We start from the raw sequence: 15,447 nt of genomic DNA on the forward strand, positions 1-15,447 counted from the left end.
GAGCCCGGCTCCGCGAGGCGTGACGGTGGGGGGAGCCCCACACGCGTACCCATGCATACGTCCGAACCCATACATACGCCTGTACCCATACATACGCCCGTACGAATGCGTACGCCCGTACGAAGACGGAGAAGGACACGTGCTCGACGACCTCGCACCCGAAGACCACGGGACCCAGGAACGCGGAACGCAAGGCGGAACCCAAGAGAGCCAGGGCGACCCTCCCCCCGTCCGCTCCTGGCCGACCCAGAACATCCAGGGCCCCGACTTCGACCCGGTCCTGACCGAGCTGATGCGCGAAGGGCCCCTCACCCGCATCAAGCTGCCGTACGGCGAGGGCTGGGCCTGGCTCGTGACCCGCTACGACGACGTACGCGCCGTGACGAACGACCCCCGCTTCGTCCGTGGCCCGGTCACCGAACGTCAGATCACCCGCCTCGCCCCGCACTTCAAACCCCGGCCCGGCGCGCTCGCCTTCGCCGACCCGCCCGACCACAACCGGCTGCGCCGCGTGGTCGCGCCCGCTTTCACGGCTCGCGGCGTGGCGCGGCTGCGTGCGCGGGCGCAGCAGACCCTCGACGCCCTGGTGGACACAGTCGTACGGGACGGCTCTCCGGCGGATCTCACCGCCCGGGTCCTCGAACCGTTCCCCATCACGGTGCACTGCGACGTCATGGGCGTCCCCGAGGCCGACCGCCCGTTCCTGCACCGCCTGACCAAGGAGATCGTGTTCCCGTCCCGCGACGCGACGGTCACGGGCCGGGCGAAGGACGAGCTGTACGGCTGGCTGGCCCGAGAGATCCGCGCCCGCCGCGCAGACGGCCGAGCCCCCGCCCCCGAAACCGCCGCTGGCGACGCCGGAGAGGCGGGGGAACGAGGAGAGGCGGGAGAGGCGGGAGACGCGGGATCGGCGAGAGAGGTGGGAGAGGCGGGATCGGCGGGGGAGATGGGAGATTCCGGAGAAATCCTGTCGCTCCTGGCCGCAGGGGTGGACCGTGGCGACCTGTCGGAGGAGGAGGCCATCGGCGTCGCGGGCCCGCTCCAGATCGGCGGCGAGGCCGTCACGAACAACACCGGCCAGATGTTCTTCCTGCTCCTCACCCACCCTCACCTCCTGCACCGCATGCGGACCGACCCCACGATCCGCCCCCGGGCAACCGACGAACTCCTCCGCTACATCCCGCACCGCAACTCGGTCGGCCTCGCCCGCATCGCCACGGAGGACGTGGAGTTGTGCGGCCGCCGTATCCGGAAGGGCGAGCCGGTGTACGTCTCGTACCTGGCGGCCAACCGCGACCCGGACGTCTTCCCGGACCCCGACCGCATCGACTTCGACCGCACGGACAACCCGCACGTCTCCTTCGGCCACGGCACCCACTACTGCACGGGCGGCCCGCTGGCCCGCCTCCAGATCGACCTCCTCCTCGACACCCTCCTGGACCGCCTCCCCGCCCTGCGACTCGCGGCCGCCCCCCACGAGATCCCCTGGCGCCGCAACGCCCTGATCCGCGGCCCGGAGGCCCTGCCGGTCGCGTGGTGAGCACTGACGTGTTCAGCGCTGACGTGGTGAGCGCTGAAGGTTGCGTGTGCGGTGCGGTGCCGGATGCCCTGCGGATCGCCCGTTGGGCCGCCGCGTCTTGACGCTTGCGAGTTCGGTTCTTCAGCGCGGGGGGTGGTCCCGCGCGTGGCCGCGCCACTCGGAGCGCGCCGAGCGCGTTGGGGTTCCGTGGTGCCGCTGCAGTGACGGTCCTGCAGCGGGCGGGGCCGATGCCCGGGCTGCGGTGGCACCTCGTACGGATCGTGAGCAACGCGGGGAGTCAGTGACGTGTGGAGAAGAGCTGGCAGTGCCGAGGTCGCCCGGCCCTCGCCGCCGGGTGCGGGACATGCTGGTGAACTGGTCGGGCGGGAGCGGGAATTAGCGGCCTTGGAAGGGCTGTTGACCCAGCATCGCTTGGTGACCGTGGCCGGGCGGGCCGGGGTGGGCAAGAGTCGTCTGGCCGCCGCCATCGCGTCGACGACGGCCGGGAGGCAACGCCTCGTCACGGTGCGCTGGCAGGGCAATGGACCGGCCGCCCCAGGCTCGTTGACGTCCCTTGTCGCACGGACGCTGACCGGCTCCACGCCGCCGGAGCCGCGCACGGCGGATCTCCGTGGCCGCGTCGCCGAACACCTGGCGGGCGCCGCCACGTTGCTGTTCCTGGACGACATCGACCCTGCCCACGCCGAGTGCCTGGGCCTGGTGCAGCGGCTGTTGATGGCCGTGCCGACGCTGCGCGTGCTCGTGACGTCGCGCCGGGCGCTCGGGCTCGGCGACGAGCGGGTACTCCGCCTCGAGCCACTGAGCGTCGAGGCCGACATCATCGACGACATCGACGACATCGACGACGTTGCCGCCGGGCTCGGCTCGCCCACCGCGTCCGACGTTCTTGCCCCGGCCGTCCGCCTGTTCCTCGACCGAGCACGGGCGGCCGTGCGCGCCGACGGGAGCGATCGCGGCACGGACAGCGCAGCCATGGACATCACCGACGTCGACAACACGGCCAAGGACATCGCCACCAAGGACATGACCGTCAAGGACATGACCGTCAAGGACATCGCCACCGTGGCGGAGATCTGTCGGCTCCTCGAAGGAGTCCCGCTGGCCATCGTCCTTGCGGCGGAGCAGACGGTACGTCATCCGGTGGGCGAACTGGCCGAGTTGATCCGTCGGCAGCACGGATGGCTGACCGGTGACCGCCCCGCGCTGCGGCGGCACCGGTCCGTGCGGGACGCGATCGGGGCGACGTATGTGCTGTGCGAGCGGGCGGTACGGATCGTCTGGGCCAGAGCGAGCGTCTTCGCCGCCACGTTCACGGAGCAGAACGCGGTGTTCCTGTGTGCCGACGGCGACGTGCCACCCCACCGGGTCCCCGGCCACCTGGCCGAACTCGTCGCGTACGGCGTGCTCGAAGCGGTGGGCGACCCGGGTGGCCTGCACATGCCGCGCTACCGGATGCCGCGGGCCGCCCGCGAGTTCGGGGCCGAACGGCTCGGCGAGGCCGGGGAGTTCGACCGGGTGGCGGAGCGGCGCCTGGTGCACTGCCGCCGCCTGGCCGCGGTCGCCGAGTCCCTGTGGGACGGCGGGCAGCAGAACCAGGCCGTGCGCCTTCTCCGGGATGAGCAGGACGACTTGACGGCGATGCTGCGGTATGCCGCGACCCGGCCGGGTCATGCCGAGGACGCCTTGCAGGCCGTGCTCGGCGTGTGGTTCTGGTGGGCCGTGCACGACCGGGCCGAGGAGGGCCGCCACCACCTCAACGAACTGCTGCCGCTCTGCGAGGCCGACGGCCCGGCGGCGGCGCGCGGCCGGTGGCTTGCGGCCTGGCTGACCGCGTACGACGAACCCCGGACGGCCACCGAACTGCTCCAGAAGGCCTGGCCCGCCGCCGTCCTCGCCGGTGACTCCGCCACTGTCGGCCGTATCGCCCACGTAGAAGGCGTTCTGGCCCTGCACCGCCGCGACCTGGCCGCGGCCGCCGCGCACTTCCGGCAGGCCGCCGAGTCCATCCCGGCGCACGCACACGGCGGCCCGTCGGCGGCCGTCAGCCACGCCTCCGCGGCCGTGACCCAGGCGGCCTTCGCCCCCACCGAGGCCCGCCGCAGCGCCCGCCGCGCCCTCACCCACCCCGGCATCCGGGACGACGCCTGGGCCCAGACCGTCGCCCGCTACGCCGCCGCCTTCGTCGACCACCGCCTCGACCGCCGCGACCGCGCGCTGCGCCGGGCCCGCCGGACGCTCGCCCGCATGGACGCACGGCTCGCCGCGCCACACGGCCGCGCGGCCCTACACCAGTTGATCACCGACATCGAGGCAGGCACCCCGTCCCGCCTCTACCTGCCGGGCACACACCCCGCCACCGACGCGCCCGCGGCCACCACTACGGCCGACCGGGCCTTGCGGTGAGCCGGGTTCCGTGCGGTTGTGCGTGTGCGAGCCCGTGCAGTCGTACGTGAGTGAGCTGAAGAACCGTTCCGCGCAGTACGGGGGACGACCTGGTCGTACGGCTGCTGCTGGTGCGGGGTGGAGTTGAGGACATGGTGCGGGAGCGGGAGTGGTTGCCGCACGGTTCCGGGTGGGCGTTGCCCACTGAGGGGAATACCGTGGACACCACGCCACGAAGGGGGAGCAGTGGAAGCCGAGTTGGCGACGCTGGTGGCCACCGGGGCGACGACCCTGGTCGGCCTCATGGTCACCGAGACGTGGACCCAGGCGAGAGAGCGCGTCGTACGGTTCTTCGCCCGCGCCGGTGCGGACGACGAGGCGGATGCGGATGCGGATGCGGTCGAGGAGGAACTCCGCGCATCCCGGGCCGCGTTGATCGAGGCCAGGACCGCCGCCGAAGAAGTCGACGTAGACGCCGGTGAAGCGGCCGAGGCGCAGCAGATCTCGGCCGACATCGAGGCGCAGTGGCGACTACGCCTGCGCCGCGCCCTGCGCGCCGACCCGGCGGCCGCGAGGGAACTGCGAGCACTCCTGGATGAGCTCGCACCGGACACGGGCGGGGACACGGGGGCCACGGGCGCGGTGCACAACACGATCAGCGGCGGTGTGCAGCACGGCCCGGTGATCCAGGCACGGAACATCTCGCGCGTCGACCTGCGGGGTTCGGGCGGTTCCGGCGGTTCTGGTCCGACTGACGGAACCGATTGACGTAACCGACTGAAACGTAACCGACTGAAACGTACCGACTGACGGAACCCGCACCGCCGACCCGCGAAGCGGAGCGATGGCACGGGTCAATGGCACGGGTCGGCGGCACGGATCGGCGGCACACGAAGCCCGGCACCGTCAGATCAGAGTCCCGCCCTCGACCTCAGTCGTACGCAGAATCTCGTCGAGCCGGGTCAGCGCATCCTGCGGCAGCGTTACCCGAGCCGCGGCGAGGTTCTCCTCGATATGACTCGGCGTACGGCTGCCCGGGATCGGCACCACATGCGGGTCCTGGTGGAGCAGCCACGCCAGGGCCAACTGGGCGGGGGAGAGGCCGAGTTCCTTGGCGACACCGCGCACCGGGGCGAACCGGTCGTGGTTGGCCTGCCGGTTCGCGGCGTCGAAGCGCGGATTGTTCTGCCGGAAGTCGCCGTCCCGCACCTCGCTCACTTGCCCGGTGAGGAACCCGGCCCCGAGCGGCGACCAAGCCACCACACCGACACCCAACTCTCGGGCGGCAGCGATCAGTTCGGCATCCACCGGCCGCCACATGGACCACTCGGTCTGCACCGCGGCCACGGGATGCACCGCGTGCGCGGCCCGAAGCTGCTCAGCCGTCACGTTGGAGAGCCCGAGGTGCCGTACGAGCCCCGCCTCGATCAGCTCAGCGACCGCCCCGACCGTGTCGGTCAACGGAACCTGCGGGTCCGGGAAGTGCGGGTAGTACAGGTCGATTCGGTCCGTGCCCAGCTCCCGCAGGCTGGCCTCGGCATAGCCGCGCACATACGCGGGGTCGGCATTCACGGCCAACTCCCCGAAGGCGAAGCCCACCGGGAAGGTATGCGGCTCCGCGCCCTCGGGTATCCGGAAGCCGAACTTGGTCGCGATCACCACCTCGTCCCGCCGGGAGCGCAGGGCCCGGCCGACGAGCCGTTCGTTGTGCCCGGCCTCGCCGTAACCGTCGGATGTGTCGAAGAAGGTGGCGCCGGCGTCCAGCGCGGCGAGCAGCGCCCGCTCACCACGCTCGTCATCGATGTCGCCGTACACGCCCGGAGAAAGCACCATCGCTCCGAAGCCGAGCGCGGAAACCTCAAGATCGCCAAGTCGCCTTACAGGCAACGTGTGTTCGGTCATGACGCATGCTTATCAGACACCCCGCGGTTCCATGAACTCAAGCCGGTTACCGAGCTTGTCGAAGGCGTAGAACCGGTCGTGACCGGGGAAGTCGTCGTCCCACGTGACCTCGTGCCCACACGCCTCAAGCCGCTCGGCGAGCCCGCGCAGAGACCGTACGAGAATCCCCGGATGCGCCTTACGAGCAGGACGGAAGTCCTCCTCCACGCCGAGATGAACCTCAAGCCCCCCGCCCCGGAACCAACACCCACCCCGTGCGGCAAGCACCGCGGGCTTCGCCACCTCGCTCATCCCCAGCACGTCCCCCCAGAACTGACGACACAGATCCTCGGCCCCGACGGGGATGGCAAGTTGAACATGATGGAGACCACCGAGAACAAAGTCGGCAGCGTGCCCGGTTGCAGTATCGGTGGCGGTGGCGGTGGCGGTGGCGGTGGCGGTGGCGGAATCGGTATCGGCGCCGGTGTTGTCCGCTTCCGCGGCGCCCGTACGTCCGTTGCTCATGTGCATCCTTCTCCCTCTCTCTGGAGCCTCCGCCGACGTCCTCGCCTCACGGCTGGTAAATGCACTCCGCCAGCGTCGCGTGTTTCTTCCAGCCCAGCGATTCGTACAGCGCACGTCCGGCGTCCGTCGCGCCGAGTACGCCGAGGGTCGCGCCCTGGTCCAAGGCGCGGTCGGCAAGCGTACGCATGACGAACTGGCCGAGGCCGCGCCGCCGGTGAGCTTCTTCGGTTATCACGCGGTCCACCACCGCGGCCTCCCCGAGCATGGCCATCTGTCCTTGGGCCACCTGCTCGCCCGCCGCATCAAGGACCCGGATGTGGTCGACGGCGCCGACCGTCTCCACGGTCGCGGTGCAGCCCTCGGGTGCGACCGGGTTCGTGGCCATCAGGTCGACGGCCATCAGGTGCCCGGTCTCCTGCCAGGCCACCACCCACCCCTGCGGTAGCCAGGGTTCGATCTCCTCCGGTTCCGCGGGCATTTTCATCCAGGTGCGCGGCACGGTCACGGACGCGGCGGCGCTGCGGACCAGTGACTCATCGACTTCCGGCAGGACGTGGCGTCCCACTTCGGTGGGGTTGTCGGGCACGTCGACGTAGAAGCCCCAGGGCTTTTCTATCGGCGGGGGTGTCCGCCGCGACAGTGCCCAGCCCGCCACCCAGGTGCCGATCATGTCCGCAACCATCAAGCCCTCCCCGAAGCAGCGGCCGTATCACCGGCCGAGCCGAGCCGAGTAATAGACAACGTCCGGAGTCGCGCATTACATCTCGCCGTGGTGTGCGGCATCTGATTTACGTGCGGCTCCCGCCACGCCTTCTCCTAGGCAGGCCCTGGGTGGTCGTCATTCGGTGGACTGCCCATGCTCAAGTCGTGGAGCCGTAGGGCCAGTTGGAGTTCGAGGGCGTGGGACGGGGAGTTCCAGTCGTCGCCCAGGAGGCGGCGGACCCGGTCCAGGCGCTGGACGACCGTGTTGACGTGCACGTGCAGGGCGTCCTTGGCCTTCGCGAGGCTGCCCCCGTGGGCGTAGAAGGCGTGCAGGGTGCGGGTCAGTTCGGTGCCGCGGCGGGCGTCGTACGAGAGGACCGGGCCCAGGACGTCCTCGATGTAGCCGTGGATGTCCGCTCGGTCGCCGAGGAGTACGCCGATGAAGCCGAGGTCGGGGAGGCGCGCGCCGGAGCCGGTGCGGCCCAGGGTGTGCAGGGCGCGCAGGCAGCGCAGGGCCTCCGCGTGTGTGGCGGGCAGTCGGTCGGGGGACTTGGCCGGGCCCGCGGCGCCCACCGTGACCGGGGTGTCGAGCAACCGGCCGAGCTCGGCGGCCAGTTGCCGGGCGCGCCGCCCCGGGTGGTCGGTCCCGGTCGGCACGATCAGCACCGTATGACCGTGGTGCGGCCCGGCCAGGCCGCCGTGGCCGCGGGCGTACCGGGTGACCTCGGCGTACAGGCGGGGTCGGTGCTCCGCGGCGCAGTCCAGGACCAGAACGGCGTGCGGCCGTCCGAGGTGGACGCCGAGCTTGCGGGCGCGCAGGGCGAGGCTGTCGGCGTGGCGGCGGTCGGGGTCCACGGGGTCGGCATGCAGGGGAAGGGCGGAGTTCCGTTGACCGGCGCACGGAGGGCCGACCTGCCGGTGGTCCGCGGCAAGCAGGTCACTGAGGAGTTCCCCGCGCACCCGGTCCTCCGCTTCGGCGACGGAGCGGCGCAGCAGGAGCAGCAACGCGGTGACCAGTCCGGCCCGTTCGAGGAGCCGCCGGTCGACCTCGCTCAGGTCTGTTCGCCCGGTCAGGGTGAGGGTGCCGAGGAGTTCGGGCCCGGCGAGGGCCGCGCAGATCCAGGCGCCGTCGGCGGCGACGGCTTGGCCGGTGGCTCGGGAGGCCCGTACGGCTTCCTCGGGCGGAGGGCCCGTCTCGCTGCCCGCGTGAGGAGATTCCGTCTCCGTGCCGGGACGGGCCAGTTCCGTGCCGTCCGCGTCGTGGACCGCCACGCCACCGCCGAGCAGCGCGGCGATCTCCCCGGCGACATCGGTGACCGTACCGCCGCGCAGCACGAGTTCGGTGAGGCGGTCGTGGGTCTCGGCGGCGCGGTGCAGGGCGCGGCTGTGGGCGCGTGCGGTCTCCGTCGCCGCGTTGAGTTCGGTGAGAGTGGCCCGGGTCTCCTCCAGGAGACGGGCGTTGTCGATGGCGATGGCGGCGTGGTCGGCGAGCGAGGAGAGCAGCGCGACCGCATCCGGCGTGAACGTACGGGGACTGCGGTCGGCGGCGTACAGGACCCCGATCACCTCGGTGCCGACCCGCATCGGGACGCCGAGGATGCCGCGCAGCCCTTCCTCGCCCACCCCGTGGTCGATGGCCGCCGTATGCGTGAAGCGGTCGTCGACGCGGTAATCGGTGCTGGCGTACGGCCGTGCCGTCTGCGCGACCAGACCACCGAGACCCTCGCCCATGCCCAGGCGCAACTGCTGGAAGGCGGCGGACACGGACCCGTCGGTGACGCGCATGAACGTGTCCCCGCCCGCAGGGTCGTTGAGGGTGAGATACGCGACGTCCGTACCGAGCAGGGTCCGGGCCCGGTGCACGATGGCGCGCAGGACCGCGTCGAGGTCGCGCAGCGCGGCCAGGTCGCTCGCGGTGTCGAACAGGGCGGCCAGCTCCGTCTCGCGCCGCCGGTGCTGTGCGAGGGTCCGCCGGATGCCGAGCGCCACCTCGGTGGCCTCGTCCACCAGGACCTGCGCGTCGGGCCCGGCACCCTCGGCGCGCGCCTGGGCCGCCGGGCGGGCGAACTCCTCGGCCGGGGCCGAGCGGGCCAGGAGGTCAAGCAACTGCCGTAGGGCGACGGCTGGTTGGTCATGGGCGCCCGGTTGGCTGTGATGTACGTCCGGCGCGTCCGGCGCGTCCGGCGTATCCGGCGCGCCCGGCCCGTCCGGCGCATCCGGCCCGTCCGGTGGGCCGAGTGCGTCCGGTTGACCGTATACGTCCGGTCCGCCGGCGGTGTGTCCCATGGTGCGGGGCCCTCCTGGTCGGGTGGGTCACGGGCGCGTGACCGCAGGAGCCGACCGTACCGGGACCGGTCCGACTCGGCCCGGCCCGGCCCGGTGCGGTGGGGTGGTGCGGGGGGCGGCTGGGTCAGGCCGGATCCGCGGGCAGCGGCGCCGGAGTCTTCGAGACCGAAGGAGAACCGGGGGATCCCGTCACGACCCGGTCCTGGGTGAGGTCCCGCCCCCGAGTCTCCCGCGCCACGGCAACGGTGACGGTCGTGATGACGGCGGCCGCAGCCAGATACAGAGAGATCGGCACGGAGGAGTCGTACGTCCGCAGCAGCTCGACGGCGATGATGGGCGCGAGCGCACCGGCCACGATGGAGGCGAGCTGGGAGCCCATCGACGCCCCCGAGTACCGCACCCTCGTATCGAACAGCTCGGAGACGAAGGCAGCCTGGGGCCCGTACATGGCGCCGTGCAGCAGCAGCCCCACCGTCACGGACAGCGTGATCACGACGAAGGACTCCGAGTCGACCAGGACGAAGAAGCCGAACGCCCACAGCGCCATGCCCGCCGAGCCGAACAGCGTGACCGGCCGCCGTCCCACCCGGTCCGACAGGGCGCCCCACGCGGGGATGGTCACGAAGTGCACCACGGAGCCGATGAGGACGGCGTTCAGGGCCGTGCTCTTGGGCAGCTCCAGGTGCGTGGTGACGTACACGAGGAGGAAGGAGGTGAGGATGTAGTAGGAGATGTTCTCGCCGAAGCGGGCGCCGATCGCGGTGAGCACCTGACGCCAACTCGTCCGCAACACCTCCACCACGGGCGCCTGCTCCTTGCCCCCGGCCTGGGACTTGGCCCCGGCCCTTGCCTCAGCCTCGGCCTTGGCCTTCGCGGCAAGGAACACCGGCGACTCCGTGACCGACATCCGGATCCAAAGCCCGACGACCACCAGAACCCCGGAGAGCAGGAACGGCACCCGCCAACCCCAGGCCAGGAACGCCGCGTCCGACTGCACGGTGGCGAGCACCGCGAGCACACCGGTGGCGAGCAGATTCCCGCCCGGGGCGCCCGACTGCGGCCAGGAGGCCCAGAAGCCACGGTGCTCGGCACCGCCGTGCTCGGAGACGATGAGCACTGCCCCGCCCCACTCGCCGCCGAGCGCGAACCCCTGGATGAGCCGCAGCAGCGTCAACAGGATGGGCGCGCCCGCCCCGATGCTCGCGTACGTGGGCAGGAGTCCCATCGCGAACGTCGCGCCGCCCATCATCAGCAGGCTGAGCACGAGCAGCTTCTTCCGTCCGACCTTGTCGCCGAAGTGCCCGAAGACCACACCGCCCAACGGCCGGGCCACAAAGCCGATCGCATACGTGACGAACGCGATGAGCGTGCCCGTCAAAGGGTCGGCGGCCGGGAAGAACAGCTTGTTGAACACGAGCGCGGCGGCGCTGCCGTACAGGAAGAAGTCGTACCACTCGATCGATGTGCCGATGAGGCTGGCGGCGACAATGCGCTTGATGCCGACGGGCGTTGGCGGAGCGGGTGCAGGGGCGGCCATGGTCACCACTTCCGGACGGGATACGGGGACGTTGTGTGTCGCCACACCGTAGAAACAGGCAGGTCACCCGCACATGTGACGGGACACCATACTTCTGGGGGCCGAGGTGTGGACAGGCCCCGTGGTAAGCGGAGTTGAGGGACGACGGGGTCGCTGAGGTCCTGATGGAAGGGTGTCTCTTTTGGTGCACTTTGACGCTGCGGTGCTGCCGTGCTGGTCGCTCGCTGGGTCGCAGAAGTGGACCGGAATGTCTGTGGCGACGGTGAAGGCGTGGTGGGCGGCCACCTCGGAGGCTTGATCCCAGGTCAGGGACTTGGTCAGGTATCGCGGCAGGGTGACCGTGCGTCGCCGGTTCCTGATCTGGTCGAGAGTCGGCGTCTGGGGCCGTCTGTACGAAGCGGTCTGCTATCAACTCGATGACACCGAGCGCCTGCACTGGGGAGGGGAGAGAAGGACAGCCGGTGATCTACCTGCTCGACACATCCGGTTGCTCTTATGGGCACGCGGAGGGTACGGCGCTGCGGCGAGCGGGAAAGTGGAGTGCACGCGGCCCTCGTTGCGCTCGGACTGCGTCGACTCGAAGGTCTGCTCAGGTACGCGATTGCGGTGCACATACGGGGACGGTCGTCTTCGTGGAAGCGGACCGCAGGTTGTCCCGCTGCTTCCGGGGCTTGACTCTTCCGTTCGTCTGCAGCGCGCACAGACCCAGTGGTCACACTCCTACGAGCCCAGTCTGCCTGCGCTCGATCCCGTGTGACCGGCAGCTGCAGTAGTCCGCCGGACAGCCGCTGCAGCAGGTCCGTGCGGTGGGCCCGGTTACTCCCTCAATGCGCCCATCGCCCGGTCGAGCAGCACGGCCAGCGGGACTGTACCCTCACAGGCCACCCACCTCGTGGCGGCCACGTCCAGGCAGGCGAGCGCCGCGGCGGCCAGCGCACTCGGCCTGGTGTCCTCGGGCCGGTCAGGGCTGACCCCCAGCCGTCGGGCGACCTCCGGCACCAGCAGCTCCTGCCAGTTCAGTTGCTTCTCGTAGTGCCGGGCGCGCAGTGACGGGGTCTCCTGGAGCATGCGCAGATAGCTGAGTGCTTGCTCGGGCGCTGCCTCGTTCATCCGCGTCAGAACGTCGAACGCCCGGCGCAGTGCCTTCCAGGGCTGCTCGTCGTCCGGGCGGGCGGCGAGCGCCTCCGCGATCTGGCGGCCGGATTCCTCCAGGCGCCCCAGGACGATGTCTTCCTTGGTGCCGAAGTACCGGAACAGGCTGGCGCGTGACAGGCCCACCTCGGCGGCGATCTGGTCGACGGTCGTCCGCTCGAATCCCTGCTCGGTGAAGAGCCGGTTCGCCACCTCCACCACTTCCACCCGAACCGTCGCACGCATGCGCTCACGCAAGCCGGGCGGCTTGCGTGCCGGCTGGTCGGCGGTGCGGGCGGGCTCAGACATGCAAGAAGGGTACAGCAAGACTCAATTTGATACTGAGTATCAGGCTATGCGAGATCTCCTCGCCCGAGGCTGCCCTGTCCGGCGCCGACCGCACCGACCGCACCTGGACCTACGCCCAGCTCCTGGACGACGCCGAGCGCGCCGCGTCCTGGCCGGCTGCACGGTCCCTGGTGCCGCGGCGCAGATCCAGTACACCTCCGGCACGTCCGGCATCCCCAAGGGCGCCGTCCTGCACCACCGCGGCCTCGTCGCCAACGCCACCTTCGTGGCCGCCCGCGCCGGATTCTCCCGGGACGGGGTCTGGGGCAGCGCGCTGCCGCTGTTCCACGCCGCCGACTGCGACCTGACGGTGCTCGGTGTGGCCACCGCCACCGGCACCCTGGTCCTCGCGCGGGTCTTCCCACCCAGACCAGCCCCGACGCAGCGCCCGCGACACGTTGCAGACCGCCGGTCGGCCCCTGTGGCAGATCGAGGTCAAGATCGTCGGCCCCGCCGATCCCGATCCGCTGCCCGTGGGCGAGCCGGGTGAGATCTGCGCCCGCGGCTACCCGCCGCGGCGGGGGCGCGGCCTGCGGCAAAAGCCCCGGTCCGGCGGGGGCACGCACCGTGGCGGAGGCACGGCTCGTGCGCCCGCTTCACAGCCTCCGCGGCGGTCCGAAGCCGCGCAAGGAATGAGTCGGAGACTCCACGTCTATCTGACACTCAGTATCAAGATGATTCGTAGGGTCGATGCTGTACGCTCCTCAACATCAGTGAGGCACGCTGACGACTGGAGGACAGAGATGTCTTCGCATCTGGCGCCTGGTGACCAAGTGACGTCCGGACTCGATCGGCGTACCGAGCTGAGGGAGTTCCTGCGCTCTCGCAGGGCCCGGCTGAAGCCCGAGGATGTGGGTCTGCCCTCGCTCGGGCGGCGGCGGGTTCCCGGATTGCGGCGCGAGGAGCTGGCGCAGCTGGCTGGGGTGTCGTACGCGTACTACGCCCGTCTGGAGCAGGGCTACGGCGAAACCATGTCGGCCGAGGTGCTGGACGCCGTCGCCCGCGCCCTGCGCCTGACCGAGGAGGAGCGTGAGCATCTGGTCCGGCTGGCCCAGCCCGAGCGGCAGAGCGCGACGCAGGCCGTGCTCCCGCCGCGGCGATTGCGGCCCAGCGTCCAGCACCTGCTCGACGGGCTCGGCGTGCCCGCCTACGTCGTCGGCCGGCGCCTGGACATCCTGGGGTGGAACCGGCTCGCCGCCGCCGTCTTCGGGGACTGGGCCCTGCTGCCGCCCGAGGAGTGCAACCTGGCCCGGCTGATCTTCCTCTCGCCCGAGATGCGCGACCGGTTCGCCGACCCGGACCGCCTGGCGCTGAGAGTCGCCGGCGTTCTGCGCATGAACGCCGGCAAAAGCCCCGGGGATTCATACCTCTCTTCCCTGATCCAGGAGTTGTCGCAGACGAGCGAGGAGTTCCGGCGGTTGTGGGCACGGCACGAGGTGAGCTGCGGGACCACCGGCGAGTCCGTGCGGTTGCGGCACCCGCTGGTGGGAGAGTTCGACCTCATCCACGAGCCCATGGCGCTGCCCGGGGGCGCCCCTATGCGGCTGGTCACCTACCACGCCGAGCCGGGGTCCCGATCAGAGGAAGCTCTGCGGATGCTGGCCAGTTGGGAGATGGAGCCGCTGCGCTGAGACTGCGCTACGCGCCGACCCATTCATCGGTTCCGTCCGAGAACTTCTGGTGCTCCCAGGTCAAGTTCACCGCCCCGGTGCACCGCGGCGAGGGCACGCACCGGGTAGTGCGCCACGACCTTCTCCGCGATCCGCCGCCTCTCGGCCGCTGCCGTCGGGTGGCACGAATACCCCGGTCCGTCCACGTCCGCGCCTGAGTCATGATTCCGCACCGTGCCGACGAACAGCGCGATCCCGCCTGCTCACCGGGGTGCTCGTGGGCCACTCGGCCGTGGGTGTCGATGAGTATGTGGGGCCTCATACGGTCAGGAGCGCGGCTGGTGATGACACCTGGGCCGCGGGGACGGAACCGTGGATGGGGCCGGGGACGCGGGACAGGGGCAGGCCGGTGCCGTTGTGGGTGTGGGCGATGATCTCGGCGGTGATGGAGACCGCCGTCTCCTCGGGGGTGTGGGCGCCGAGGTCGAGTCCGATCGGTGAGTGCAGGAGCGCGAGGTGCTCCTCGGACATGCCTGCCTCACGCAGCCGTTCCAGGCGGTGCTCGTGGGTGCGGCGGGAGCCCATTGCGCCGATGTAGCCGACCGGGAGGTCGAGGGCCAGGCGGAGCAGGGGGATGTCGAACTTGGCGTCGTGGGTGAGGACGCAGATCGCGGTGCGGGCGTCGACCTCGGCGCGCTCCAGGTAGCGGTGCGGCCAGTCGGCGACGACGTCGTCGGCGTACGGAAAGCGGGCCGGGGTGGCGAAGACGGGGCGGGCGTCGCAGACGGTGACCCGGTAGCCGAGGAAGTGTCCGGCCTGGCTGAGGGCGGCGGCGAAGTCGACGGCGCCGAAGATCAGCATGCGGGGCGGCGCCGCGTGGATGTGGACCAGGAGTGTCAGCTTCTCCGGGCAGGTGTCGGCGTCTCCGCCGACCTCGACGCGGGCGGTCCGGCCTGCCCGCAGCAGCGCGCGGACCCGGGTGGCCACCGCCCGGTCCGCCTGCTGGCTTCCCAGTGTCCCGTCGTACGCGCTGCCGCCCCCGAACACGGAAAGGGTGCGGCCGAGGAGGCGCTGTGGCCCGTCGATCACCTGTGCCACGGCGACGGGGGCACCGGCCGACACCTGTTCCAGGGCGGTGGTGAGGTGGGGCCGGTCGGCGGGGTCGACCCGCTGCACCAGGACCTCAAGCTCGCCGCCGCAGGTCAGGCCGACGGCGAAGGCGTCGGCGTCGGAGTAGCCGAACGAGGCCCGAATCGGGGGTTCGCCCGACTCCAGCACCTGCTGGCACAGCTCGTAGACGGCGCCTTCGACGCATCCTCCAGAGATGCTGCCGACCGCTTCGCCGTCGGTGTCCACGGCCAGTGCGGTGCCCGGTGGCAGGGGGGGCGCTGCCGCTGACCTGGACCACAGTGACCAGGGCGAAGGGGCGGTCCTCGCGGCACCAGCGGTACAGCGCGTCCGCGATGTTCAGCATGAGAGGCGTCCTTCGGTGGGTGGTTGGGGAA

At 71.1% G+C, this 15,447-nt stretch carries 11 protein-coding genes and 4 pseudogenes; 6 read left to right on the top strand and 9 right to left on the bottom strand.

Going from position 1 to position 15,447, the window contains the following annotated elements; all coding sequences use genetic code 11:
- Window positions 1-139 precede the first annotated feature (139 nt).
- The 3 genes from ACWD10_RS06165 (at window position 140) to ACWD10_RS06175 (ending at window position 4,690) form a co-directional block, all read left to right on the top strand.
- A complete protein-coding gene (locus ACWD10_RS06165) occupies window positions 140-1,540 on the top strand; it encodes a cytochrome P450 (protein ID WP_451087537.1) in 1,401 nt (466 codons plus the stop codon).
- A gap of 396 nt (window positions 1,541-1,936) precedes the next feature.
- Window positions 1,937-3,943 (top strand): ATP-binding protein, encoded by a 2,007-nt coding sequence (locus ACWD10_RS06170; RefSeq protein ID WP_451087539.1) that lies wholly within the window; start codon window positions 1,937-1,939, stop codon window positions 3,941-3,943.
- Window positions 3,944-4,168: 225 nt separating this feature from the next.
- Window positions 4,169-4,690 (top strand): hypothetical protein, encoded by a 522-nt coding sequence (locus ACWD10_RS06175; protein ID WP_451087541.1) that lies wholly within the window; start codon window positions 4,169-4,171, stop codon window positions 4,688-4,690.
- A gap of 138 nt (window positions 4,691-4,828) precedes the next feature.
- Here the strand turns inward: ACWD10_RS06175 and ACWD10_RS06180 are convergent, their stop codons facing one another.
- The 6 genes and pseudogenes from ACWD10_RS06180 to ACWD10_RS06205 form a co-directional block, all read right to left on the bottom strand.
- Entirely contained in the window at window positions 4,829-5,824 is a 996-nt protein-coding gene (locus ACWD10_RS06180; protein ID WP_451087543.1) for an aldo/keto reductase, read from the bottom strand.
- A gap of 12 nt (window positions 5,825-5,836) precedes the next feature.
- Window positions 5,837-6,328 carry a glyoxalase gene (locus ACWD10_RS06185; protein WP_451087545.1) on the bottom strand — a complete coding sequence of 164 codons (492 nt, stop codon included), beginning with the start codon at window positions 6,326-6,328 and terminating at the stop codon, window positions 5,837-5,839.
- 46 nt (window positions 6,329-6,374) lie between these two features.
- On the bottom strand, window positions 6,375-7,010 hold the full coding sequence (locus ACWD10_RS06190) for a GNAT family N-acetyltransferase (RefSeq protein ID WP_451087547.1): 636 nt from the start codon (window positions 7,008-7,010) through the stop codon (window positions 6,375-6,377).
- A gap of 134 nt (window positions 7,011-7,144) precedes the next feature.
- On the bottom strand, window positions 7,145-9,316 hold the full coding sequence (locus tag ACWD10_RS06195) for a GAF domain-containing protein (RefSeq protein ID WP_451087549.1): 2,172 nt from the start codon (window positions 9,314-9,316) through the stop codon (window positions 7,145-7,147).
- A gap of 124 nt (window positions 9,317-9,440) precedes the next feature.
- On the bottom strand, window positions 9,441-10,853 hold the full coding sequence (locus ACWD10_RS06200) for an MFS transporter (RefSeq protein ID WP_451087551.1): 1,413 nt from the start codon (window positions 10,851-10,853) through the stop codon (window positions 9,441-9,443).
- Window positions 10,854-11,012: 159 nt separating this feature from the next.
- Window positions 11,013-11,189: pseudogene (locus ACWD10_RS06205) on the bottom strand (IS30 family transposase); the annotation flags it as partial.
- Between the two features lies 1 nt (window position 11,190).
- Here ACWD10_RS06205 and ACWD10_RS06210 point away from each other — a divergent pair.
- A pseudogene (locus tag ACWD10_RS06210) lies at window positions 11,191-11,274 on the top strand (IS5/IS1182 family transposase); the annotation flags it as partial.
- 395 nt (window positions 11,275-11,669) lie between these two features.
- Here ACWD10_RS06210 and ACWD10_RS06215 read toward each other — a convergent pair.
- A complete protein-coding gene (locus tag ACWD10_RS06215) occupies window positions 11,670-12,293 on the bottom strand; it encodes a TetR/AcrR family transcriptional regulator (protein ID WP_451087553.1) in 624 nt (207 codons plus the stop codon).
- 46 nt (window positions 12,294-12,339) lie between these two features.
- Between ACWD10_RS06215 and ACWD10_RS06220 the strand changes: the two genes are divergently transcribed.
- Window positions 12,340-12,822, top strand: a complete 483-nt coding sequence (locus ACWD10_RS06220) for an AMP-binding protein (RefSeq protein ID WP_451087555.1) — start codon at window positions 12,340-12,342, stop codon at window positions 12,820-12,822.
- Window positions 12,823-13,075: 253 nt separating this feature from the next.
- Window positions 13,076-13,963 (top strand): helix-turn-helix domain-containing protein, encoded by an 888-nt coding sequence (locus tag ACWD10_RS06225; RefSeq protein WP_451087557.1) that lies wholly within the window; start codon window positions 13,076-13,078, stop codon window positions 13,961-13,963.
- Between the two features lie 7 nt (window positions 13,964-13,970).
- Here the strand turns inward: ACWD10_RS06225 and ACWD10_RS06230 are convergent.
- Window positions 13,971-14,205, bottom strand: a pseudogene (locus ACWD10_RS06230) (molybdenum cofactor biosynthesis protein MoaE); the annotation flags it as partial.
- Window positions 14,206-14,260: 55 nt separating this feature from the next.
- Window positions 14,261-15,416 (bottom strand): annotated as a pseudogene (locus ACWD10_RS06235) (XdhC family protein).
- Window positions 15,417-15,447: the final 31 nt, after the last annotated feature.

The organism is Streptomyces sp. NPDC002851 (genome assembly GCF_053591935.1).